Raw genomic sequence first — 22,674 nt, forward strand, 5'->3', positions numbered from 1 at the left:
GATGACGAGCAAGAGGAGAGTGAAGATGGCCGCTAACCCGCTCTATCACAAACATATTATTTCAATTAACGACCTCAACCGTGACGAGCTGGAGCTGGTGCTGCGTACCGCCGCCAGCCTGAAGGCCAACCCGCAGCCGGAGCTGCTGAAGCATAACGTGATTGCCAGCTGCTTCTTTGAGGCCTCCACCCGTACCCGCCTGTCGTTTGAAACCGCCATGCATCGCCTTGGCGCGTCGGTGGTCGGTTTTGCCGACGGTGGCAACACCTCGCTGGGCAAGAAAGGCGAAACCCTGGCGGATACCATTTCGGTGATTGGCACCTACGTTGATGCCATTGTGATGCGTCACCCGCAGGAAGGGGCCGCGCGCCTGGCGACCGAGTTCTCCGGCGGCGTGCCGATCCTCAACGCCGGCGATGGCGCTAACCAGCACCCGACCCAGACGCTGCTCGACCTGTTCACCATTCAGGAGACCCAGGGCCGCCTGAGCAACCTCAACGTGGCAATGGTCGGCGACCTGAAGTATGGCCGTACCGTGCACTCGCTGGCGCAGGCGCTGGCGAAGTTTGACGGCAACCGCTTCTACTTTATCGCCCCGGATGCGCTGGCAATGCCGGCCTACATCACCGATATGCTCGATGAGAAAGGCATTGTCTGGACGCGTCATGACAGCATCGAAGAGGTGGTGCCGCAGGTCGATATTCTGTATATGACCCGCGTGCAGAAAGAGCGCCTGGATCCGTCGGAATACGCCAACGTGAAGGCGCAGTTTATCCTGCGTGCTGCCGATCTGGCGGGCGCGCGCGACAACATGAAGGTGCTGCACCCGCTGCCGCGCATTGATGAAATTGATACCGACGTCGACGCCACGCCGCACGCCTGGTACTTCCAGCAGGCCGGCAACGGCATTTATGCGCGTCAGGCACTTCTGGCGCTGGTACTGAACAGCGAAGCGGCTCTGTAAGGGGATAATCATGACGCAAGATAATAAATTACAGGTTGAAGCAATCAAACGCGGCACGGTGATTGACCATATCCCGGCGCACATCGGCTTTAAGCTGCTGTCACTGTTCCGCCTGACGGAAACCGACCAGCGCATCACCATCGGCCTTAATCTGCCATCGGGCGAGATGGGGCGTAAAGACCTGATCAAGATTGAAAACACCTTCCTGACCGACGACCAGGTGAACCAGCTGGCGGTGTATGCGCCGCATGCCACCGTGAACCGCATCGACGATTACAATGTGGTGGCGAAGATAGCGCCGACCCTGCCGGACCGCATCGAGCGCGTCCTGACCTGCCCGAACAGCAACTGCATCAGCCGCAGCGAGCCGGTGTTTTCCAGCTTCGCGGTGAAACAGCGCCAGCACGAGCTGCACCTGAAGTGCAAATACTGTGAGAAAGAGTTCGCGCACCATGTGGTGATGGCCAGCGATTAACCCCATTGCAATTGCCGTGTTGCGTGGGCAGGATGTTCCACGTGCCCGGTAAATACCAGGGCGAGGCGTGCCCGGTAAATACAGGGCGAGGCATGCCCGGTAAATACCAGGGCGAGGCATGCCCGGTAAATACCAGGGCGAGGCATGCCTCACCCCTACGGAGAATTGCGTTTTGTAGGGGTCGGGCATGCCCGACCCGCAATCCCCCTAACAAACACCTTCAGGAGAAACTATGTCGCGTGAAATCAGTACGGAAAATGCCCCAGCCGCCATCGGACCTTACGTTCAGGGTGTCGATCTTGGCAGTATGATCATCACTTCCGGCCAGATCCCGGTCGATCCAAAAACCGGCGCGGTTGCCGACGATATCGCTGCACAGGCGCGCCAGTCGCTGGAAAACGTGCAGGCCATTGTGGAAGCAGCCGGTCTGAAAGTGGGCGATATCGTGAAAACCACGGTGTTCGTTAAGGATCTCAACGATTTTGCTACCGTTAACGCCACTTACGAAGCGTTCTTCACTGAGCACAACGCCAGCTTCCCTGCACGTTCCTGTGTGGAAGTGGCGCGCCTGCCAAAAGATGTGAAAATCGAAATCGAAGCGATTGCCGTTCGCCGTTAAGCGGCGCGCATGCGTTAATTTGTCGGGGTCGATCGGCGATCGACCCGCAGTTATTTCCCGTAGCGCAATAATTTCTCAATCGGATAGACCAGCGCAATCACCACTTCATCCTGCGTGAGTGCCGCCTGGTCCAGCAGCTGATGCATCTTCGCCACTTCGCGTGCGCCGAAGGTTCGCTCCGACTCCATCGCATCCAGCAGTGACAGCCCCATCTGACTGATCGCCGCCACCTGTCCCGCCACCGGCAGCAGTGGCCGCAGCTGTGGGTTTTGTGCCAGCAGCGGCTCCACCTGCGGGATATTTTGCTGCCACGCTCTGAGCTGATGGCGAATCGCCTGCAGCGCCTGACGGTCGCCGCGATTGACGATCAGGGCATCGACCTGATGGTCCAGTTCGCGCACTTTATCGCTCTCCGCCGGCAGGATATCGGCCAGGCGATTAAAGGGTTCGGCCAGCGTGTAGTGCCCGGCCTGATATTTCAGGTGCTGGCGGGTATACCACTGCGCGGGCTCCAGCGCCTCGGCAAAAATCTGCAGGGGGATGATGTCGCTGCTGTTCGCCAGCCGGGTCATTTGCAGCTGCGCCTGCGCGTGCTGCTGTAGCCCGACCGACACCACCGACCAGCTGTCGACCGCCGCCAGCCGTCGGTACATGTTCTGCACGTTGTTGACGTCCTGCGCCGACCACAGGCGCTCACCCACCACAAAAGCGCGGGGCCACAGGCGCACATCAATCACGCTCTCATCAACCATCTCGGCCCACAGGGCGGCTTCGCCACCCAGCAGATTATTGCGCAGCTGCGCCTCGTCGGGCACCGGAGGCGCAATGCCGGGCGGCGTCTGTGCCAGGCGGCTGCCCGCCGTCGGATAGCGCACGTTGCCAATGCGCCAGTAGCCGCTGATTTTGTCCCCCGTCACGCTGAGGGTCGGCTGTAGCTCCCCCATCCAGCTGTCGACGCGGAAGGTGAACTGATTCGGCGCCAGCCAGCGCACGTCACGCACCATGCGCCGTGAACGCCCGTCGAAATCAATAAAGCCGCGCCAGCCGCCGACGGCGTCAATCAGCGTAAAGCTCCCGCTCAGCGGCTTACCCTTAAGGCGCGGCAGCGTGAACTGCCAGCTCTGGGCCACCTCTTTGTCCTGCAGCCGATCTGCGCCTTCCAGCCCCTGTGGCCACACTTCATTACGGTAGTGATAGCTGGCGGGCTGCGCCTGGTCGAGATAAAAGCCGGTGGAGAGAATGCCGCGATAGTCGTTTTTCGCCACCTCACCCAGCGCATCCGGCCCCTGCCAGGACTGGATCACAATGCTGCGCGGCAGGTCGGGGTGATAGATCTCATCCCAGCCGACCATCTGGCGCCGATGCTTTTCGAGGATCTTCTCCACGCGCTGATTAAAGTACGCCTGCAGCGCATGGGCATCCTTCAGCCCCTGCTGCTGCATAAACTGCCGGATAGCCTCAGAGCTGTTCCACTGGCTGGCATCGACCTCATCGCCGCCGATATGGATATAGGGGTCGGGGAAGATGGCCGACACTTCACCCACCAGGGTGTCGATAAACTGATAGACCTGCTCATTAGACGGGTCGAGCAGCGGCTTGAATACCCCCCAGCCGCGCTCCATCTGATACGGTCCCGGCGCCGATATCAGCTGCGGCATCGCTACCGCCAGCGCCGAAGCATGGCCCGGGAAGTCGATCTCCGGCACCACGCGCACACCGCGCTCGCTGGCATAGCTGACGATATCGCGCATCTGCTGCTGGCTGTACCACAGGCCGTCGCTGGCCTTTTCCTGCAGCTGCGGGTAGTGGCTGGAGGCGAAGCGCCAGCCCTGATCGTCCGTCAGATGCCAGTGGAACACGTTCATCTTTGCGGCGGCAATGCCGTCGATCTGACGCTTTAGCGTCTCAATGGGCAGGAAGTGGCGCGCAGAGTCGATCAGAATACCGCGCCACGGGAAGCGCGGGCGGTCGTTGATGGTGACCAGCGGCAGCGCGCCGTTATGCACCAGCTGCAGCAGGGTCTCCATGCCGCGCATCGCGCCAAAACGCGTCTCAGCGTCGAGCTGTATCCCGGCGCCGTTCACCGTCAGCCGGTAGCTCTCATCGCTGTCCGGCTGCGGCGTAGGGGCCACCTTTTGCGCAATGGTGATCTTAAGCGTGGTGGCGCTGCTGGAAACCGGCAGGCGCGGATTGCCGGTCTGGCGTGCCAACCTTAATTGCCAGCGCGGCAGCGCTTCGCTCAGGTCGTCGCCGCTTACCTTCACCTCCAGCGGCGTGGTTAGCGCCAGGCTACCGCCGTCCTGCGGCTGCTCCACCTGCTGCGGCCACGGCATCAGCGGGAGATCGCCCGCAGGTGCTGAAAGAACAGAAAATGGCAGGAACAGGGAGCAGACAAGCAGCGCGCGCGGCAGTGACCAGGGCATATTAAGATCCTTTAATAATGGTGTTCCCTTAAAACATAATTCGCGGGTTACATCAAGTTACACTCCTGAAAAGCTGCGCCAGCGCGACCTTTTAACTTTGTCAGTTAAAACCCCCTGACAGAGGGTGCGGGTTAGCCAGACACTGGCTACGCTTATCCCATCAGCCTAACCCACAACTCTCCGGACTGAGCGATGCATAAGATTCCACCCTGGTGGCAGAATGGCGTGATTTATCAAATCTATCCCAAGAGTTTTCAGGATACCACCGGCAGCGGGACCGGGGATTTAGCAGGGGTCATCCAGCGGCTGGATTATCTGCAAACGCTGGGCGTCGATGCCATCTGGCTAACGCCCTTCTACCTTTCGCCGCAGGTGGACAACGGCTATGACGTGGCAAACTACACCGCCATCGATCCGCAGTTTGGCACGCTGAGCGACTTCGACAATCTGGTGGCGGAGACCCACCAGCGCGGGATGCGTATCATCCTCGATATGGTGTTTAACCACAGCTCGACCCAGCATCACTGGTTTCATGAGGCGCTCGACCCGAGCAGCCCTTATCGCTCCTACTATATCTGGCGCGACGGCACCCCGCAGCAGCAGCCCAATAACTGGCTGTCGAAGTTTGGCGGTAGCGCCTGGCGCTGGCATCCGGAGAGCGGCCAGTACTATATGCATCTGTGGGCGCCCGAGCAGGCCGAGCTGAACTGGGAGAATGAAAACTTACGCGCCGAACTGAAGCAGGTGGTGAACTTCTGGGCCGATCGCGGCATCGACGGGCTGCGTCTCGACGTGATTAACCTGGTTTCCAAGCAGCAGGATTTTGCCGATGACCCCGGCGGGGACGGGCTACGCCTGTATACCGACGGTCCGCGCATTCATGAGTTTATGCAGGAGATGAGTCGCGAGGTGTTCCGCCCGCGCCAGCTGGTGACGGTCGGCGAGATGTCGTCCGCCACGCTGGAGCACTGCCAGCAGTACGGGGCGCTGAGCGGGGAAGAGCTGTCGATGGTGTTCAGCTTCGATCATGTCGAAGTGGATTTTTATCACGGCCAGAAGTGGACGCTTACCTCGCTCGATCTGGTGGCGCTGAAGGCGATTTTTACCCACTGGCAGCAGGGCATGCACAATCAGGCGTGGAATGCGCTGTTCTGGTGTAATCACGACCAGCCGCGCGTGGTGTCACGCTGGGGCGACGAAACGCAGTATCGGGTGGAGTCCGCCAAACTGATGGCGCTGGCGCTGCACGGGATGCAGGGCACGCCCTATATCTTCCAGGGGGAGGAGCTGGGCATGACCAATCCGCACTTCACCCGCATCATTGATTACCGCGATATTGAGAGCCACAACATGTACGCCGAGCTGCGAGCGCAGGGGCGCGACAGCGACAATTTGCTGGCTATCCTCGCCAGCAAATCGCGCGATAACGGGCGCACGCCAATGCAGTGGGACAGCAGCGAGAACGCGGGCTTCAGCAGCGGCACGCCGTGGATTGGCATGAGCGACAACTTCACCACGGTGAATGCTGCGGCGGCGCTGGATGACGAGAATTCGGTGTTTTACTGCTACCAAAAGCTGATCGCCCTGCGCAAACGCTATGCCATTCTGACGTTTGGCGACTATCTCGACCTGCTGCCCGACCATCCGCGGCTGTGGTGTTATTGCCGCCGCATAGCGGGGGAGACGCTGGTGGTGGCCACTAACTTCAGCGGCGACACGCAGGTGTGGCATCCGCCTGCCTACAGCGGCCACTGGGAGGTGTTGATCAGTAATTACCCGGACACCCACGTCACGCCGGGCGAAGTGATGCTGCGGCCGTGGGAAGCCGTGTGGTGGTATCAGAAAACAGCGTAAGGGTCTGGGCGGGGACGGCCTCGCCCCTACAGCGTGACCCCACTCTTAAATATCGCCAGCTCGCGGAAATCGTTCACTTCGTTGCGCGTCTGACGGCCGTTGGCGATCGCCACAATGGTATCGACAAACTGCGCCAGCAGTTCGGGCATCGGCGTGCCGTGGATCAGCTGCCCGGCATCGAAATCAATCCAGTGCGGCTTCTTCGCCGCCAGTTCGCTGTTGGTCGCCAGCTTTACCGTCGGCACAAAGCCGCCGTAAGGCGTACCGCGCCCGGTGCTGAACAGCACCATATGACAGCCCGCTCCCGCCAGCGCGCTGGTGGCAACCGCATCATTACCCGGCGCGCTGAGCAGGTTTAACCCCGGCTGTTGCAGGCGCTCACCGTACTTCAGCACGTCCACCACCTGGCTCTGCCCGGCTTTCTGCGTGCAGCCGAGCGACTTCTCCTCCAGCGTGGTGATGCCGCCCGCTTTGTTGCCCGGTGACGGGTTCTCATAAATCGGCTGGTTGTGGGCGATAAAATAGCGTTTGAAGTCGTTGATCATGCGGACGGTACTGGCAAAGGTCGCTTCGTCGCGGCAGCGGCTCATCAGGATGCGCTCCGCACCAAACATCTCCGGCACTTCGGTCAGCACCGTGGTGCCGCCGTTGGCGATCATCTGGTCGGAGAAACGCCCGAGCAGCGGGTTCGCGGTGATGCCGGACAGGCCGTCGGAACCGCCGCACTCAAGGCCGAACTTCAGCTCGCTGAGCCGCCCCGGCTGACGCTTGTCGTGGCGCATCACGGCGTACAGCTGGTGCAGCCGCTCCAGCCCCGCTTCCACCTCGTCGTCCTGCTGCTGGCAGATCATAAAGCTCACGCGCTGCGGGTCGAACTCGCCCAGCGTCTGGCGAAACACGTCCACCTGATTGTTTTCACACCCCAGCCCAATCACCAGCACCGCGCCGGCGTTCGGATGGCGCACCATGTTTTGCAGCATGGTGCGGGTGTTTTCATGATCCTGCCCGAGCTGTGAGCAGCCGAACGGATGGCTGAACAGATGCACGCCGTCGATATCCGCTGCGTTATCCGTCTCTTTCAGGAAGCGTTGCAGGATCTGGCGCGCAATGCCGTTGACGCAGCCTACCGTCGGCAGGATCCACAGCTCATTGCGGATCCCCACCTCCCCGCTGGCACGGCGGTAAATCTGCACTTCACGGTCCGCAGCCTGCGGCGGCAGCGTGGCGAAAGCAGGCTGATAATGATAGTCGTCGAGATCGTTGAGATTGGTGCGCGCATTGTGCGAGTGGATAATCTCCCCGGCGGCGATCGGCTGGGTAGCATGGCCGATAGGTAGGCCATACTTCACCACCCGTTCGCCCCCGGCCAGCGGCTGCAGCGCAAATTTATGCCCGCGCCCGACCGCCTGTATCAGCACCAGCGGCTGCTCACCCTCGCTGATGCTCTCCCCTTCCTGCAGGTCGCGCAGCGCCACGGCAACATTGTCGAGGCTGTGGATCTTAATGATGCTTTGCATGTATCGGCCTTAGTTCAGCTGCGCCAGCGCGGCGCGCATCCCGAGCGTGTTGATGTGGTGTAAGTGAGCGGTAACCTGCGCCGCCAGCCCCGGTAATCGGGTTAAATCCTGCCCCCAGTGCGCCGCATCGCTTAGCACCTCGGCGACCAGCCGTTCGAGAGGAATGTCGCGGCACTCAACCTGCGGCCACAGCGTGGCGAAGCGCTGCAGCCAGTGCGCGTCATCCTGCAGGCTGTAGCGCACGCCCGCCCGTTCACCGCGGTAGTAAGCCAGCAGCGCCGCCAGCGCGAAGCTGAGGCGCGGTGACGGCTGGCCGTGCCGGGCGATCTGCCACAGCAGCGCGGGCAGCAGGCGGGTGCGGAATTTGGTCATGCCGTTCAGCGCGATGGCGCTGAGCGAGTGGCGAATATAGGGATTGCGAAAGCGGCTCAGCACCGCATCGGCAAACGCATTCAGCTCGTCACGCGGCTGCGCCAGCGTCGGGATAATCTCATCACGCAGCGTGCGCTCAACAAACTGCGCCAGCGCGCTGTCGTCCATCGCTTCTCCCACCGCCTCCAGCCCGGCCAGAAACGCCACCGGCACCATGGCGGTATGCGCGCCGTTGAGGATCGCCACCTTGCGCTCTTTATAGGGTTTGATGTTGTCCACCAGGCGGATATTCAGCGCCAGGCTGTCGAGCCGCAGCTCGTCGGCCAGCGCTGGCGGCCCCTGGATCACCAGCTGGTAATAGACCTCCCCCGCCACCAGGTAGTCGTCGCGATAGCCCAGTTCGGCCTGTACCCCGGCGGCATCGTCGGGGTAGCCGGTAACAATGCGGTCCACCAGCGTGGAGCAAAAGAGGTTGTGTTGCTCAACCCACTGCATAAAGGCGGCGGGCAGCTGCCAGTGCTGCGCGGTTTGCCGCACGCAGCTCAGCAGCGCGGCGCCGTTATCGTCGATCAGTTCACAGGGCAGCATCACCCAGCCCTTGTCCGCCGCGCCGTCAAAGTGCTGCCAGCGCTCAAACAGCAACCGCGTCAGCTTCGCCGGGAAGCTGGCGGGCGGTGCGGCGTCCAGCCGATCCTGCGGGTCAAAGTAGATCCCCGCTTCGGTGGTATTGGAAACCACAACACGCAGCAGCGGATCGCGCGCCAGCGCCAGAAACTCGGCAAACTGTTCTGCCGGCTGGATCTCACGATTCAGCGAGCGGATCAGCCGCGGTTCGCTCACCACTTCACCCTGCGCATTGATGCCGCGGATCAGCGTGGTATACAGCCCGTCCTGATGATTCAGGCTGCGCGGGCTGTGGCTGCTGCGCGGCCTGACCACCACGATCCCGGCATCGAGATCGCTGTGCTGGTTGAGCAGATCGATCTGCCAGTCGATAAAGGCGCGTAAGAAGTTGCCCTCCCCGAACTGGATAATGCGCTCGGGATAGTGACGCCCCGGAAAATCGCGGCGGTTCAGCTGCTGCATGTGTATCTCTCCTTACAGCTCGATGGCGAAGTAGTCGCGGGCGTTGTTAAAGCAGATGTTCTGCACCATCTCGCCCAGCAGCGCGATATCGCCCGGCGCTTCGCCTTTTTCCACCCAGCGGCCGATCATCTGGCACAGCAGGCGGCGGAAATATTCGTGGCGCGTGTAGGAGAGGAAGCTGCGGCTGTCGGTCAGCATGCCGACAAAGCGGCTCAGCAGGCCCATCTGCGCCAGCTGGGTCATCTGCCGCTCCATGCCGTCCTTCTGGTCGTTGAACCACCAGGCGGAACCAAACTGCATCTTGCCCGGCTGCCCTTCACCCTGGAAGTTTCCGGCCATGGTCGCCAGCACCTCGTTATCACGCGGGTTGAGGCAGTAAAGGATGGTTTTCGGCAGCGCGTTATCGCGGTTCTGCGCATCCAGCAGTTTCGACAGCGGCTCCGCCAGCGGGCGGTCGTTAATCGAGTCGAAGCCGACGTCCGGCCCCAGCAGCTGCAGCTGACGGCGGTTGTTATTGCGCAGCGCGCCGATGTGATACTGCTGCACCCAGCCGCGACGGGCGTATTCTGCGCCCAGCCATACCAGCACCGCCGTTTTAAACTGCGCGACTTCAGACTCGGGCGGGATAGTCCCGGCCAGGCGGCGGGCAAGAATGCCGTCCAGCGTGGCTTCATCCGCTTCGCCATACAGCACCACGTCCAGCGCGTGATCCGACACCTTACAGCCGTGAGCAGCGAAGTGATCGAGGCGCGTGTTCAGCGCACGCTTAAGGTCGTCAAAGCGCGTGATATCGGTATCGGAGACTGCCGCAAGGGTTTGCAGATAGTCGGTGAACCCTTCCGCTTCGATATTAAAGGCTTTATCCGGCCGCCAGCTCGGCAGCACTTTGGTGGCAAAGCTGCCGTCTGCGGCCAGCGCACGGTGGTGGCGCAGATCGTCAACCGGATCGTCGGTGGTGCCAACCATCTTCACGTTCATCTGCTGCATGATGCCGCGCGCGCTGAAGGCATCCTGCGCCAGTAAATCGTTGCACTGGTGCCAGATAGCATCGGCGGTTTTTGGCGACAGCAGCGTGTCGGTGATGCCAAACGGGCGGCGCAGCTCCAGGTGCGTCCAGTGGTACAGCGGGTTGCCGATGGTGTCCGGCACCGTGCGCGCCCAGGCGTCAAACTTTGCGCGGTCGCTGGCATCCCCGGTACATAACGCTTCCGGCACGCCGTTGGCCCGCATGGCGCGCCATTTGTAGTGGTCCCCTTTCAGCCAGATATCGTAGAGATTGGTAAAGCGGTAATTTTCGGCAATCTGCTGCGGCGGCAGGTGGCAGTGATAGTCGAAAATCGGCTGATCGGCAGCGTAGTCATGATAGAGCCGACGGGAAAACTCACTCTCCAGTAAAAAATCTTCACTCATAAAGCGCGACATAGGGTCTCTCCTGCTTTGTGACAATGCCAGTAAAGTTATCATACCAATTATGGCAAACGCTGAATAAATAGTGAGAATCCGATCACAAATCCACCACTAAATATCGCTGTAAAACGGCTCCACCCGGCAGAAAAGACGCTATCCGGCGCTCTTTTCAGCGATTTTATTATCCCTCATTGCAAAAATGGTTTTTGTGATGGCATTCAACTTTTAAATCTGTATGACAAGTTATCGTGACGGCGTTTTGTCAATCTATGTACAGATTTCTCACTGATGTGCGGGTGCTGATATGCAGCAAGCCGTCCCGCTCGATAGCGGTGTTCACCTCGGGTGCAACATCAATAATAATTACGGGAAGAGGTTTTAAATGCGTAAAATTAAAGGGTTACGCTGGTATATGATCGGTCTGGTGACCATCGGTACCATTCTGGGCTACCTGACGCGCAACGCCATTGCGGTGGCGGCCCCGACGCTGGAATCTCAGCTGCATATCACCACCCAACAGTACTCCTATATCGTTGCCGCTTACTCAGCCTGTTACACCATTATGCAGCCGGTGGCGGGCTACGTGCTGGACGTGCTCGGCACCAAAATTGGCTATGCGATGTTTGCAATTATCTGGGCGATTTTCTGTGCCGCCACCGCGCTGGCAGGCAGCTGGGGCGGGCTGGCGCTGGCCCGTGGCGCAGTCGGTGCGGCGGAGGCAGCGATGATCCCCGCCGGGCTGAAGGCCAGCAGCGAGTGGTTCCCGGCGAAGGAGCGTTCGATTGCCGTCGGCTACTTTAACGTTGGCTCCTCCATCGGGGCGATGATTGCTCCCCCGCTGGTGGTGTGGGCGATTGTCGCGCACAGCTGGGAGATGGCCTTTATCATCACCGGCGTGCTGAGCCTGATCTGGGCGCTGTGCTGGCTGGTGTTCTATAAGCATCCGAAAGACCAGAAGAAGCTCGAGCCGGAGGAGCGCGACTACATTCTTTCCGGCCAGGAAGCTCAGCATCAGACCAATAACGGTAAAAAGATGTCGGCCTGGCAGATCCTGCGCAACCGCCAGTTCTGGGGCATTGCGCTGCCGCGCTTTCTTGCGGAACCCGCGTGGGGCACCTTCAACGCGTGGATCCCGCTGTTTATGTTTAAGGCTTACGGCTTCAATTTGAAAGAGATCGCCATGTTTGCCTGGATGCCGATGCTGTTCGCCGATCTCGGCTGCATCGTTGGGGGTTACCTGCCGCCGTTTTTCCAACGGGTGTTTGGCGTGAACCTGATTGTCTCACGCAAGCTGGTGGTGACCATGGGCGCGGTGCTGATGATCGGCCCCGGTACTATCGGCCTGTTTACCAGCCCGTATGCGGCGATTGCGCTGCTGTGCGTCGGCGGCTTTGCCCACCAGGCGCTGTCCGGCGCGCTGATTACGCTCTCATCCGACGTGTTTGGCCGTAATGAAGTGGCGACAGCCAACGGCCTGACCGGGATGGCGGCGTGGACGGCCAGCACCCTATTTGCGCTGGTGGTCGGGGCGCTGGCGGATACGCTCGGTTTCAGCCCGCTGTTTGCCGCGCTGGCGGTGTTTGACCTGCTGGGCGCGATAGTGATCTGGACGCTGCTGAAGAACCAGCCGATTTCCGAGCTTGAGCAGAAGAAGAAGGAGCGCGTGGTCGGGGCGGTGACGCAGCATTCGTGATTGATATGACGGGCGGACCGAAAAAGAGGGTCCGCCCCTACGGCTCCGCCAAATGCCAGAGGTCGACATTTTTTCGGTCGACCCTTCACCGCCAAAAGTGGTATAACAAATTCCATTATCACCCTGTCCTCAACCGGAGCGTGGATCATGGAACCGACCGACTCGCGTCGCCTTTATCAACAGCTGGCCGCCGAACTGAAACGCCGCCTTGAACAGGGTGTTTATCAGGTAGGCGACAAGCTGCCCGCCGAGCGCTTTATTGCTGAAGAGATGCGCGTCAGCCGTACCGTGGTGCGTGAGGCGATCATCATGCTGGAGGTGGAAGGCTATGTGGAAGTGCGTAAAGGCTCCGGCATCCACGTCATCTCCCAGCAGCAGCAGAACCGCGTTAACACCGACAGCAATCTTGAATTTGCCCATTTCGGTCCGTTTGAACTCTTGCAGGCGCGCCAGTTAATTGAAAGCAATATTGCCGAGTTTGCCGCCACGCAGGTGACGCGCCAGGATATTGTGCAGCTGATGGACATTCAGGCACAGGCCCGTAAGGAGGACCGCTTCCGCGACTCGGAATGGGATATGAAATTTCACGTGCAGATTGCCCTCTCCACCCAGAACAGCGCGCTGGCCGCAATTGTCGAAAAGATGTGGCTGCACCGCCGCCACAATCCTTACTGGCTGAAGCTGCACGAGCATATCGACGACAAATCAATTGAGAGCTGGTGTGAAGATCACGACAACATCCTTAAAGCGCTGATGCGTAAAGACCCTGCCGCCAGCAAGCTGGCGATGTGGCAGCACCTGGAAAACACCAAGCAGATGCTGTTTCATGCTACCACCGACGATTTTGAATTTAACGTCGACCGCTATATGTTTGCTGAAAATCCGGTGGTCACCCTCGATACCGCTGCCAACGACGAAAAATAGCACTCTTGATCCAGGCTGGCCTAACCCATTGAGTAAAATACGTTCAATAGTGTCAGCCTGTGTAAAACTCCTTCCTGCCAGCCGATTCCAACGGTAAAACATCGTTGGCCCGGTGTTTCTTCCTGTCCAGGCTTACGTAATTTTGTTACAGTTATCTGGCTTTTTTTACCCTTGCAACAGGGTGCAAAAAGCACAGTGATTTTCACTGGCTTCGCTGTTCAGCCGCTCGTTACATGGCAAAAAGCACCGCTAAAATGATTAATTAAGTGTGTAAATAGCTGTAAGACGAGCCTACTTTGGTGTACGGGACGATTAATGGATATTTTCAAATCTCTGGTGCAGGCGCTGTGGCAACAGGATTACGCCACTCTGGCTGACCCGACGCTGGTCTGGGCCATCTATTTTGTACTGTTTATGATCCTTTTTCTCGAAAACGGCCTGCTGCCCGCCGCTTTTCTGCCTGGCGACAGCCTGCTGATTCTGGTCGGCGTACTCATTGCCAAAGGCACCATGAGCTTCCCGTTGACGATATTTATTCTTACCACCGCTGCCAGCCTCGGCTGCTGGGTCAGCTATATTCAAGGGCGATGGCTGGGCAACACCGCCACCGTGCAGAAATGGCTGGCGCATCTGCCGGCGCAGTACCATCAGCGCGCGCATCAGATGTTTCACCGCCACGGGTTGTCAGCCCTGCTGATTGGCCGTTTTATTGCTTTCGTCCGCACGCTGCTGCCCACCATCGCCGGCCTGTCTGGCCTGAGCAATGCGCGCTTTCAGTTTTTTAACTGGATGAGCGCCCTGCTGTGGGTGCTGATTTTGACCGTGATGGGCTTTGCGCTCGGTAAGACGCCGATTTTCCGCAAATATGAAGATCAGCTGATGTTCTGCCTGATGTTACTGCCGCTGGTGCTGCTGGTGTTCGGCTTGTTTGGTTCGCTTTACGTCCTGTGGCGCAAAAAACATTCTAATGAGAAAGGAAACTCATAATGCCTGATTTTATTAAACTGCCCGCACGCTCGCTGCGGCTGCTTCCCTGGCTGGCGCTGGCGGTGGTGGCGCTGCTTGGCCTGGCGATGGTGCCCGCGCTGTTTCGCAGCGATACCGCCCTGCAAATTCGCGCGTCGCGCCAGGGGATCAGCCTGCCCGACGGCTTTTATGTCTACCAGCGCCTGAACGCGCAGGGCATCCATATCAAAAGCATCACCCCGGAGCAGAATTCCCTGGTGATCAAGTTCGACTCCCAGGAGCAGAGCGCCGCCGCCGAAAAGGTGCTGCGTGAACTGCTGCCTTACGGATTTGATATCGCACGGCTGGATAATCAGGGTGCATCGAACTGGATTAACCGCATCAGCCTGCGTACGCAATCCATCGGCTAAGCCCTCTCGCCCCGCGCTCGTGCGGGGCTATCCCTAAGAATCCTCTCTCTTTTTGAGCTTTCGCCGTTTTCTGTCTATGCTTTATAAGCCGTAAATAGCGACACCCCTGTTTCAGGAACACGATATCTTCGATCCCGATATCCGCGCAAAGGAAGGTTACGACCACTATGACATACCGCATTATCCTCGGTGCAAGCCTGCTGGCTCTGGCCACCTTTAGCCAGGCGGCGTCCTTGTGCGAGCAGAAAGAGCAGTCTATCCAGCACGAAATCGACCTTGCGCAGAAGCATGATAACCAGCGCCGGGTCACCGGACTGGAACGTGCGCTGACGGAAACTCGCGCCACCTGTAGCGATGCCAGCCTGAGAGATGCACGTCAGGAAAAGATTAAGCAGCATCAGCAAAAAGTGGCCGAGCGTCAGCAGGAACTGAAACAGGTTGCGGACGGTGATGACCAGGAAAAGATCGCCAAGCGTGAAAAGAAACTGGCCGAAGCCCAACATGAATTGAAGGAAGTGCAGGCTGCCCCCTATTAAGGCCCTGTCAACGCTACTTAATATTATTAAAGGAGTTTTCCATGTCTAAAGATACTACCTCAGAACATCTGCGCGCCGAGCTGAAAAACCTGGCTGACACGCTGGAAGAAGTGCTTAGCTCCTCAACCGAAAAATCCAAAACCGAGCTGGATAAGCTGCGCAGTAAAGCACAGAGCGCGCTGAAAGATACCCGTGCCCGCCTGGGTGACTCTGGCGACCGCATCGCGCAGACCACGCGTGAAGCAGCAGAGCGCACCGATGTCTACGTGCGCGATAACCCATGGACCAGCGTGGGTATCGGTGCTGCTGTCGGTGTGGTTCTGGGCGTGCTGCTGACCCGTCGTTAATATGGCTGATAACCGTCAAAGCCAGGGCCCCGGCAAAGGGGTCATTAACATCGGGCAGCGCATCGTCACCACGCTGGTCGGCATGGTTGAAACCCGTATCCGTCTGGCGGTGGTGGAGCTGGAAGCTGAAAAAGCCAATCTGATTCAGATGCTGCTGATGATTGGCCTGACTATGCTGTTCACCGCGTTTGGTCTGATGAGCCTGATGGTGCTGATTATCTGGGCAGTGGATGCACAATACCGGCTGATGGCAATTGCCATTACCACCGGCGTGCTGTTCGCTCTGGCCTTGATATTGGGCCTGTGGACGCTGGCTAAATCGCGGCGTTCTACCCTGCTCAGCGCCACCCGCAAGGAGCTGTCGGAAGACCGCAAGCTGCTGGAGGATGAGTGATGAGCCGTGAACGTGAAGCCCGAAAGGCGGCGCTGCTGAAGGAGATCCAGCAGCAGCGCCTGGACCTGAGTGCCGGGCGTAAAGCCTGGCTCGTAAGGACCGAGCGCTACGACCACGGCTGGCTGGCTCTCCTCAGCGCGAAACGCTATCTGGCGCTCGGCAGTGGTCTGATGGCCATCTGGTCGGCGCGCAACCCGCGCAAACTCGGGCGCCTGGCCCGACGTGGCCTGGGCCTGTGGAGTACCTGGCGCGTAGTGCGTAACTATCTGCCCCGCCGTTGATCGTTCTGCTTTTACAGCCGCGCTTAACCGGCGGCTGCACCTCACCAGTTTTCTTGAACAACTTCGACAGATTATCTCGCTTACAATAATTTCATCCCGCGCATATTATCTCCAGCAACGAACGGCACTGTGCGCTTAAGACGCCTCAGGCCTACGTAAAAGCTCGGTCGGGCTGCTGCACGGCCTTCAATTCTTGTTTGGGGTAATCATGAAAAAATTAGAAGATAGCGGTATGGTACTGGCGCGTATCCTGATGGCTGTGCTGTTTATTGTGGCAGGCTGGGGCAAACTGACCAACTACGAAGGTACGCAGCAGTTTATGGCCTCCATGGGCATTCCGGCGCTATTTGTGCCGCTAACCGTGCTGCTGGAGTTTGGCGGTGGTCTGGCTATCGTATTTGGCTTTTTCACCCGTACCACCGCGCTGATTACTGCGGTGTTCACCATCCTGACGGCGATTCTGGCGCACAGTAATTTCGCCGTTGATGGCTCAACCATGTTCCTGAAAAATGTCAGCATTGCAGGCGGTTTCCTGCTGCTGGCTATCACCGGCCCAGGCGCATTCAGCATCGACCGGGCGTTGGGTAAGAAGTGGTAAGTTCGCTATACTGATTTTATCGGGGGCGGGGATCATATCCTCGCCCCTTTTCATTTGCAGCAGCACAGGGAGGAAGTATGGGACAACTTATTGACGGCGTCTGGCACGATCAGTGGTATGACACCAAATCGACCGGCGGCCGCTTTAAACGCTCCGAATCGGCCTTTCGCAACTGGGTCACTGCCGATGGCAGCGCAGGCCCGCACGGCAAGGGTGGATTTCAGGCGGAGGCGGGGCGCTATCACCTGTATGTTTCACTGGCCTGCCCGTGGGCGCACCGCACGCTGATTATGCGCCAGCTGAAAGGGCTGGAGGAGATGATCACCGTCTCCGTGGTGCATCCGCTGATGCTGGAGAACGGCTGGACGTTTGATGAAGATTTCCCTGCTGCTACCGGCGACAGCCTGTATCAGAACGAATATCTTTACCAACTTTACCTGCATGCAGACCCGCAGTATAGCGGGCGCGTTACCGTGCCGGTGCTGTGGGATAAACATCAGCACACCATCGTGAGCAATGAGTCCGCCGATATCATCCGCATGCTGAACAGCGCGTTTGATGGCGTAGGCGCGCGCGCCGGGGATTATTATCCGGCAAACCTGCGGGCAGAAATTGATGAGCTGAACGCCTGGATCTACGACAGCGTCAACAATGGCGTGTATAAGTCAGGTTTTGCCACCAGCCAGGCGGCTTACGATGAGGCGGTGAATGCGCTATTCATCGCGCTGGATCGGCTGGAGTCGATCCTCGGCAAGCATCGCTATCTGACCGGGGAGCAGCTGACCGAAGCCGATATTCGGCTGTGGACCACGCTGGTGCGCTTCGACCCGGTGTACGTCACCCACTTTAAGTGCGACCGCCATCGCATCGGCGACTATCTCAATCTCAACGGCTACCTGCGCGATCTGTACCAGATGCCGGGCCTGGCCGAGACGGTGAATATTGAGCATATCCGCCATCACTACTACTGCAGCCACAAAACCATCAATCCGAGCGGCGTGATCTCACTCGGCCCGGCCTGGGACTGGGATGAGCCGCACGGACGCGACCGTCACTTTGGCTGATTTTTGACATAAGGAGCGAAATCAACTTTCGCTTCCGGCTTCTCCGGCCATTTCTTGATCTGGCACAACTTCCCGCCTCTGGCGCTTACGTATCTTTATTGATGTATTCGCCTGATGCGGGATATCCGCCAGATTTCAACCCGGAGAGAAGCCATGATCAAACCCCTCGCTTTCTGCCTTGCCGTCGTGATGCTGTGCTATGTGGCGTTTGTCGGCCACTATTACTATCAGACTTTTTCAACCTTCAGCGGTATTCAACATAGCCAGGAGATCGCTGCGTCAGATAATCCCGCGTCCTGATCCCTCAGCGTGCTGCGGGGGGTTAACTCTGGCGCTGTTTTGCCAGCAGCTTTGGTATCTCCCGCAGGCACCATGACTTCGCTTCACCCATACTGTCACGCCGCCACGCCATAATAATATCCACTTCCCGCGTATATTCCGGGCTGACCACCCGCAGGCGCCCTTCGTTAATATCCTTTTCCACCATCGAATACGGCATGGTGCCGACGCCCAGCCCCGCCAGCAGCGCACGATGCTTATCTTCAATGGTACTGACCGTCAGGCGCTGCTGCTTGTCGAGCAGCGTTACCGTCAGCACCGGACGTTCGCGGGCGGTATCCGCCACCGCAATGCCGCGATATTTAACCCGGGTGGTTTCCGACAGCGGTTCAGGTTCCTGATGGATCGGGTGTTCCGGGCTGGCAACATAGACGCTGAGCAGCGTATACAGCTTGCGGGTGTTAATTTCAGACGAGGCGCGAAAATGCAGGTCCGGGGCAATCACAATATCGGCACGCCCCTGCTCCAGGCGCTCCCACGCGCCGGCCAGCACCTCCGTCATCAGCGACAGTTGGGTATTGGCTTTGTCTGCCAGCCTCTCCACCAGCGGGAACAGCAGCTCGGTCGAGACCAGCGCCTCGGCGGCAATGGTCAGATGCGTTTCCCAGCCGCGCGCCAGCGCTTCCGCATCGGTGGTCAGCTTATCGGCCGCTTCCAGCAGCACGCGCCCGCGCTCCAGCAGCATGCGCCCGACGTTGGTGAACTTGGTGCGGTGACCCGAACGGTCAAACAGCACCACATCCAACTCCTCCTCCAGCTTCTGCATTGTATAACTGAGGGCGGAGGGAACTCTGCCGAGTTCGTCGGCGGCGGCGGCAAAACTGCCCCGACGATCGATGGCATCCATGACACGCAGCGCTTCCAACGTCAGAGCACGATCTTTGGCCATAGTAATTCTCTGTCAGGAAATTTGAATATAGCCAGCAGATTAACTGGCTAACAATCCGCCGTCCAGAAACTTACCATAACAGGATAATAAAGGCTGGCGATCCAGTCCGGCCAATAAGGAGAAACGTATGATTACCAGTCGAACCGCAGAGCAGTGTGGCACCGCCGATTATGGCTGGCTGCAGGCGCGCTATACCTTCTCCTTTGGTCACTATTTTGATCCAAAACTGCTCGGCTACGCGTCATTGCGCGTGCTGAACCAGGAAGTGCTGGCACCAGGGGCTTCCTTTCAACCACGCACCTACCCGAAGGTCGATGTCCTCAATCTGATTTTGCAGGGCACGGCCGAGTATCGCGACAGCGAGGGCAACCACGTCACGGCGCAGGCGGGTGAAGCGCTGCTGCTGGCGACGCAGGCGGGGGTGAGCTATTCAGAACATAACACCAGTAAAGAGAGCAGCCTGACGCGTATGCAGCTGTGGCTGGACGCCTGCCCGCTGCGCGAGAACAGCGCAGTGCAGCGCATGGCGCTACCTGACTGCCAGCGCTATACGCTATTAGCCTCTCCGGACGGCAGCGACGGCAGCCTGCAGCTGCGCCAGCAGGCGTGGGTGCATCAGGTGCTGCTGGAGCCGGGCGAAAGTTTCAGCCTGCCGCTGCACGGCGCACGCGCCTACCTGCAATCGATCCACGGTTCACTAAAGGCGGTAACCCAGTCGCAGCAGCAGGAAAGCCTGACCTGCGGCGACGGCGCCTTCCTGCGCGAAGAGCAGAGCGTGACGCTGACGGCAGAAACCCCGCTGCGCGCGCTGGTGATTGATCTACCGGTTTAACCACAGCGAGCACGCCGATCCCCTCCGCGCAGCGTGAATTTGCCTACGCCAGCTTAACCGGCCACTGGTTGAGCTGGATCCCGCGTTTCTTCGCCCCTTCGCCAAAATCTTTCAGCAGCGCTTTAACGTCCGGGTCGATATATTCCGCGCTGTCGTGATCGACAATCACCACGCTATTTTCCGGGATCTCCGCCAGCAGCCCCTTCAGCCGTGGATTATGCATAAAGGTCAGATTCTGCTGGAAGCTCAGCACGTAGTGGTCGTCGTAGCGCGTCAGATGCATCGCGTTGCGGTGGCTTTGATAGATGCTGAACAGCAGCTGCGTCGCGAGGCCAATGCCGATCCCCGCCAGCATGCCAAATATCAGAATGCCGCCAACGGTGGCGAGGAACGGTACCGACTGCTGCGCCCCCTGACGCATCTGCGCGACAAACAGGCCCGGCGCCGCCAGCTTATAGCCGGTATACAGCAGCACGGCGGCCAGGCTTGCCAGCGGAATGGCGTTAAGCATGCCGCTGAACCACAGCCCGCAGATCAGCAGCAGCACGCCGTGCAGCAGGATCGACAGCTTGCTCTGTGCCCCCGCGCTGACGTTGACCGAACTGCGCACGATCACCGCGGTGATCGGCAGGCCGCCGAGAAAACCACAGAGTGCATTACCGATACCCTGCGCGCGCATCTCTTTATCCGGCGACGGCGGCGGGTTTTGCGGCCGCAGCTTTTTCAGCGCTTCCTGGCTGAGCAGCGTTTCCAGGCTGGCAACAATCGCCAGCGTCAGCGCCACGATATACACCGCCGGGTTCTGCCACGCCAGCCAGTCGGGGCGCTCCAGCTCGCCGGTCAGCGCCTGAATGCTGTCAAACGCGGGCAGTGAAATGCGCGGCAGAGCGGCGGAGAGCTCGGGCATCAGCCGCGCGCCAAGCACGGTCGCCAGGCAGCCCAGCAGCACCGCCACCAGCGGGCCGGGCGCCCAGGCCAGCCATTTATTGCGCTTCACGGCGGGCGTGGTCCACAGCCAGAGGATCAGCAGCCCGCTCAGCGACACCGCCACCGCCGGCAGGGAGATATTTAGCGAACCGCCGGTCAGCAGCGAGGTCAGCTCGCTCTCCCCTTTTGCGCCCAGCGCCACCGGGATCTGCTGGATAATCAGCAGAATACCAATTGCCGCCAGCATGCCTTTGATCACCGTGCCCGGCACCAGGCTGATAAAGCGCCCGGCGCGCAGTACGCCGAACATAAACTGCAGCACCCCGGCGATAATCAGCGCCAGCAGCAGCGCGGAGAACGACCCCAGCGTTTCAATCGCGCCGGTGACGATGGTCACCAGCCCGGCCGCCGGCCCGCTGACGGCAAACTTTGACGGACTGAACGTAGTCACCACCAGCCCGCCGACCACGCCGGTCAGCAGCCCGACAAACGGCGGCAGCCCGCTGGCCTGCGCAATGCCAAGGCACAGCGGCAGCGCCACCAGAAACACCACCAGCCCGGCCGGAATATCCTGTCGTAAGGTTTTCAGGTTCACGCGCTGGCCTCCTCTGTTTGCTGAATCAGCTCCTTCAGATGGCCGCTGTGCAGGTCATAGACGCAGCCAAACAGGTCAAGATCGCTCTTCTCCCGCCAGGCTTTCACAACCGGGGCGGTTTTGACCAGCTGGGCAAACTGCGCCAGCACGTTCGCTTCCACCAGCCGGTTAAGATGCTCACCCTGCTGCTCTTGCGCGCTCAGCGGAGCCAGATCGGCCGACAGCGCCTGGCGCAGCTGGCTGATGCGCCGCGCCAGCGCGGAGTTCTCGTCGCACAGCGGCATATCCGGCAGCGTCAGGGCCGCCTGCACCCCGCCGCAGCCGTAGTGACCGCACAGCACGATGCGTGAAACCTTCAGGTATTCAATTGCATACTGCAAGACGCTCATAAAATTATCGTCGTTGCTCACCACCATATTGGCGATGTTGCGATGCACAAACAGCTCGCCGGGATGCGCCCCGGTCAGCACTTCCGCCGGGACGCGACTGTCGGAGCAGCCGATCCACAATGAGTGCGGCTGCTGCCCATCTACATTTTGCCGGAAATAGTGCGGATGACGTTGGCGTCGCTGTAATGCCCAACTGCGATTTTTAGCTAACAAGGGTTTAAGTGTCGTCAAAATAGCCTCTCTTCTCCGCAAAACGGATTATCGCTGTCATCGATTAACTGATGGACCTGGAAATAAGTTTTAACATCTTAGTTAATAGAAATGGATTAAGACTAATCTTAACTAGCAATAAATAGTGCATTTGTAATTTTAATTAAATTCGCTTTCTATTGCGTGGATATTCCTGCATGAGCGCGTCATACCCTTTACTTATCGATATATAAAAACACCATCAATTCATAGAGATATAAAAAATAAGATTTCAGATTACCATCTAAATAAAATACCCAAGTCTCTTAAAGTAATTAATTTAATCATAATTATTATCCGCCCTGCGCAACGCGCAATATTATCTTATTGCTCTACAACGCTTTATTATTTAGTCACTCTGTTTATCAATAATTGTCAGCAGATGCGGATTTATTTAATCAGATTTACATTCTTCCTCTTTCGGCGTTTCCCGCCCTTGTTGCCTGCTTCCCCCGATTGATAAAATTACGACACAGCTCACCAAATAAACAAAACTCATACCCTCATAACGATTTTATGGCAGA

General features: G+C 58.8%; 23 protein-coding genes. 16 read left to right on the plus strand and 7 right to left on the minus strand.

Annotation, left to right across the window (positions count from 1 at the left end; genetic code table 11):
* Positions 1 to 25 precede the first annotated feature (25 nt).
* From pyrB to ridA, 3 genes are all read left to right on the plus strand, one after another.
* Positions 26 to 964 (plus strand): aspartate carbamoyltransferase, encoded by a 939-nt coding sequence (gene pyrB, locus QLG07_RS20810; RefSeq protein ID WP_099754123.1) that lies wholly within the window; start codon positions 26 to 28, stop codon positions 962 to 964.
* Positions 965 to 974: 10 nt separating this feature from the next.
* Entirely contained in the window at positions 975 to 1,439 is a 465-nt protein-coding gene (gene pyrI, locus QLG07_RS20815) for an aspartate carbamoyltransferase regulatory subunit (protein ID WP_048917318.1), read from the plus strand.
* A 232-nt stretch (positions 1,440 to 1,671) separates the two neighbouring features.
* Entirely contained in the window at positions 1,672 to 2,058 is a 387-nt protein-coding gene (ridA, locus tag QLG07_RS20820; protein ID WP_048917319.1) for a 2-iminobutanoate/2-iminopropanoate deaminase, read from the plus strand.
* Between the two features lie 50 nt (positions 2,059 to 2,108).
* Here ridA and QLG07_RS20825 read toward each other — a convergent pair whose 3' ends face one another.
* Positions 2,109 to 4,481, minus strand: coding sequence for a family 20 glycosylhydrolase (locus tag QLG07_RS20825; protein WP_282470089.1), 2,373 nt, complete (start codon positions 4,479 to 4,481; stop codon positions 2,109 to 2,111).
* A gap of 192 nt (positions 4,482 to 4,673) precedes the next feature.
* Here QLG07_RS20825 and treC point away from each other — a divergent pair, with 192 nt between their 5' ends.
* Positions 4,674 to 6,335, plus strand: coding sequence for an alpha,alpha-phosphotrehalase (gene treC, locus QLG07_RS20830; RefSeq protein WP_282470090.1), 1,662 nt, complete (start codon positions 4,674 to 4,676; stop codon positions 6,333 to 6,335).
* Positions 6,336 to 6,361: 26 nt separating this feature from the next.
* On the opposite strand, the gene QLG07_RS20835 is transcribed toward treC, so the two are convergent.
* From QLG07_RS20835 to uxaC, 3 genes are read right to left on the minus strand one after another with little or no spacing between them, the layout of a single operon-like run.
* Positions 6,362 to 7,852, minus strand: a complete 1,491-nt coding sequence (locus QLG07_RS20835; RefSeq protein WP_282470091.1) for an altronate dehydratase family protein — start codon at positions 7,850 to 7,852, stop codon at positions 6,362 to 6,364.
* A 9-nt stretch (positions 7,853 to 7,861) separates the two neighbouring features.
* Entirely contained in the window at positions 7,862 to 9,310 is a 1,449-nt protein-coding gene (locus QLG07_RS20840; RefSeq protein ID WP_282470092.1) for a tagaturonate reductase, read from the minus strand.
* 12 nt (positions 9,311 to 9,322) lie between these two features.
* The gene (gene uxaC, locus QLG07_RS20845) at positions 9,323 to 10,732 is read right to left on the minus strand and encodes a glucuronate isomerase (protein ID WP_048917324.1); all 1,410 of its coding nucleotides are present in this window, start codon (positions 10,730 to 10,732) and stop codon (positions 9,323 to 9,325) included.
* A 367-nt stretch (positions 10,733 to 11,099) separates the two neighbouring features.
* On the opposite strand from uxaC, the gene QLG07_RS20850 reads away from it, so the two are divergent.
* From QLG07_RS20850 to QLG07_RS20900, 11 genes are all read left to right on the plus strand, one after another.
* Positions 11,100 to 12,410, plus strand: coding sequence for an MFS transporter (locus tag QLG07_RS20850; protein ID WP_282470093.1), 1,311 nt, complete (start codon positions 11,100 to 11,102; stop codon positions 12,408 to 12,410).
* A gap of 147 nt (positions 12,411 to 12,557) precedes the next feature.
* Positions 12,558 to 13,334 (plus strand): transcriptional regulator ExuR, encoded by a 777-nt coding sequence (exuR, locus tag QLG07_RS20855; RefSeq protein ID WP_048917326.1) that lies wholly within the window; start codon positions 12,558 to 12,560, stop codon positions 13,332 to 13,334.
* A 315-nt stretch (positions 13,335 to 13,649) separates the two neighbouring features.
* Entirely contained in the window at positions 13,650 to 14,321 is a 672-nt protein-coding gene (locus QLG07_RS20860; protein WP_048917327.1) for a DedA family protein, read from the plus strand.
* Entirely contained in the window at positions 14,321 to 14,710 is a 390-nt protein-coding gene (mzrA, locus tag QLG07_RS20865; protein WP_048917328.1) for an EnvZ/OmpR regulon moderator MzrA, read from the plus strand. The genes QLG07_RS20860 and mzrA overlap by 1 nt, the downstream gene beginning before the upstream one ends.
* Before the next feature lie 167 nt (positions 14,711 to 14,877).
* Complete coding sequence (locus QLG07_RS20870; protein WP_048917329.1) at positions 14,878 to 15,246, plus strand: DUF1090 domain-containing protein; 369 nt, start codon at positions 14,878 to 14,880, stop codon at positions 15,244 to 15,246.
* 41 nt (positions 15,247 to 15,287) lie between these two features.
* Complete coding sequence (locus tag QLG07_RS20875; RefSeq protein ID WP_048917330.1) at positions 15,288 to 15,593, plus strand: YqjD family protein; 306 nt, start codon at positions 15,288 to 15,290, stop codon at positions 15,591 to 15,593.
* Position 15,594: 1 nt separating this feature from the next.
* Positions 15,595 to 15,987 carry a phage holin family protein gene (locus QLG07_RS20880; RefSeq protein ID WP_048917331.1) on the plus strand — a complete coding sequence of 131 codons (393 nt, stop codon included), beginning with the start codon at positions 15,595 to 15,597 and terminating at the stop codon, positions 15,985 to 15,987.
* Positions 15,987 to 16,268 carry a YqjK-like family protein gene (locus tag QLG07_RS20885; RefSeq protein WP_048917332.1) on the plus strand — a complete coding sequence of 94 codons (282 nt, stop codon included), beginning with the start codon at positions 15,987 to 15,989 and terminating at the stop codon, positions 16,266 to 16,268. The genes QLG07_RS20880 and QLG07_RS20885 overlap by 1 nt, the downstream gene beginning before the upstream one ends.
* A 208-nt stretch (positions 16,269 to 16,476) precedes the next feature.
* Entirely contained in the window at positions 16,477 to 16,866 is a 390-nt protein-coding gene (locus tag QLG07_RS20890; protein ID WP_048917333.1) for a DoxX family protein, read from the plus strand.
* 77 nt (positions 16,867 to 16,943) lie between these two features.
* The gene (locus QLG07_RS20895; protein WP_282470094.1) at positions 16,944 to 17,930 is read left to right on the plus strand and encodes a glutathione S-transferase family protein; all 987 of its coding nucleotides are present in this window, start codon (positions 16,944 to 16,946) and stop codon (positions 17,928 to 17,930) included.
* A gap of 153 nt (positions 17,931 to 18,083) precedes the next feature.
* A complete protein-coding gene (locus QLG07_RS20900; RefSeq protein ID WP_166643151.1) occupies positions 18,084 to 18,230 on the plus strand; it encodes a hypothetical protein in 147 nt (48 codons plus the stop codon).
* A gap of 22 nt (positions 18,231 to 18,252) precedes the next feature.
* On the opposite strand, the gene QLG07_RS20905 is transcribed toward QLG07_RS20900, so the two are convergent.
* Positions 18,253 to 19,158 carry a LysR family transcriptional regulator gene (locus QLG07_RS20905; RefSeq protein ID WP_099754119.1) on the minus strand — a complete coding sequence of 302 codons (906 nt, stop codon included), beginning with the start codon at positions 19,156 to 19,158 and terminating at the stop codon, positions 18,253 to 18,255.
* 127 nt (positions 19,159 to 19,285) lie between these two features.
* On the opposite strand from QLG07_RS20905, the gene QLG07_RS20910 reads away from it, so the two are divergent.
* Positions 19,286 to 19,990 (plus strand): pirin family protein, encoded by a 705-nt coding sequence (locus tag QLG07_RS20910; RefSeq protein WP_048917336.1) that lies wholly within the window; start codon positions 19,286 to 19,288, stop codon positions 19,988 to 19,990.
* Between the two features lie 43 nt (positions 19,991 to 20,033).
* On the opposite strand, the gene QLG07_RS20915 is transcribed toward QLG07_RS20910, so the two are convergent.
* Both QLG07_RS20915 and QLG07_RS20920 read right to left on the minus strand, forming a co-directional pair.
* Entirely contained in the window at positions 20,034 to 21,512 is a 1,479-nt protein-coding gene (locus tag QLG07_RS20915; RefSeq protein WP_282470095.1) for a SulP family inorganic anion transporter, read from the minus strand.
* Positions 21,509 to 22,132 (minus strand): carbonic anhydrase, encoded by a 624-nt coding sequence (locus tag QLG07_RS20920; protein ID WP_048917338.1) that lies wholly within the window; start codon positions 22,130 to 22,132, stop codon positions 21,509 to 21,511. The genes QLG07_RS20915 and QLG07_RS20920 overlap by 4 nt, the downstream gene beginning before the upstream one ends.
* Positions 22,133 to 22,674 lie beyond the last annotated feature (542 nt).

Source organism: Erwinia sp. V90_4 (genome assembly GCF_029967685.1).
In the GTDB taxonomy this organism is placed as follows: domain Bacteria; phylum Pseudomonadota; class Gammaproteobacteria; order Enterobacterales; family Enterobacteriaceae; genus Erwinia; species Erwinia aphidicola.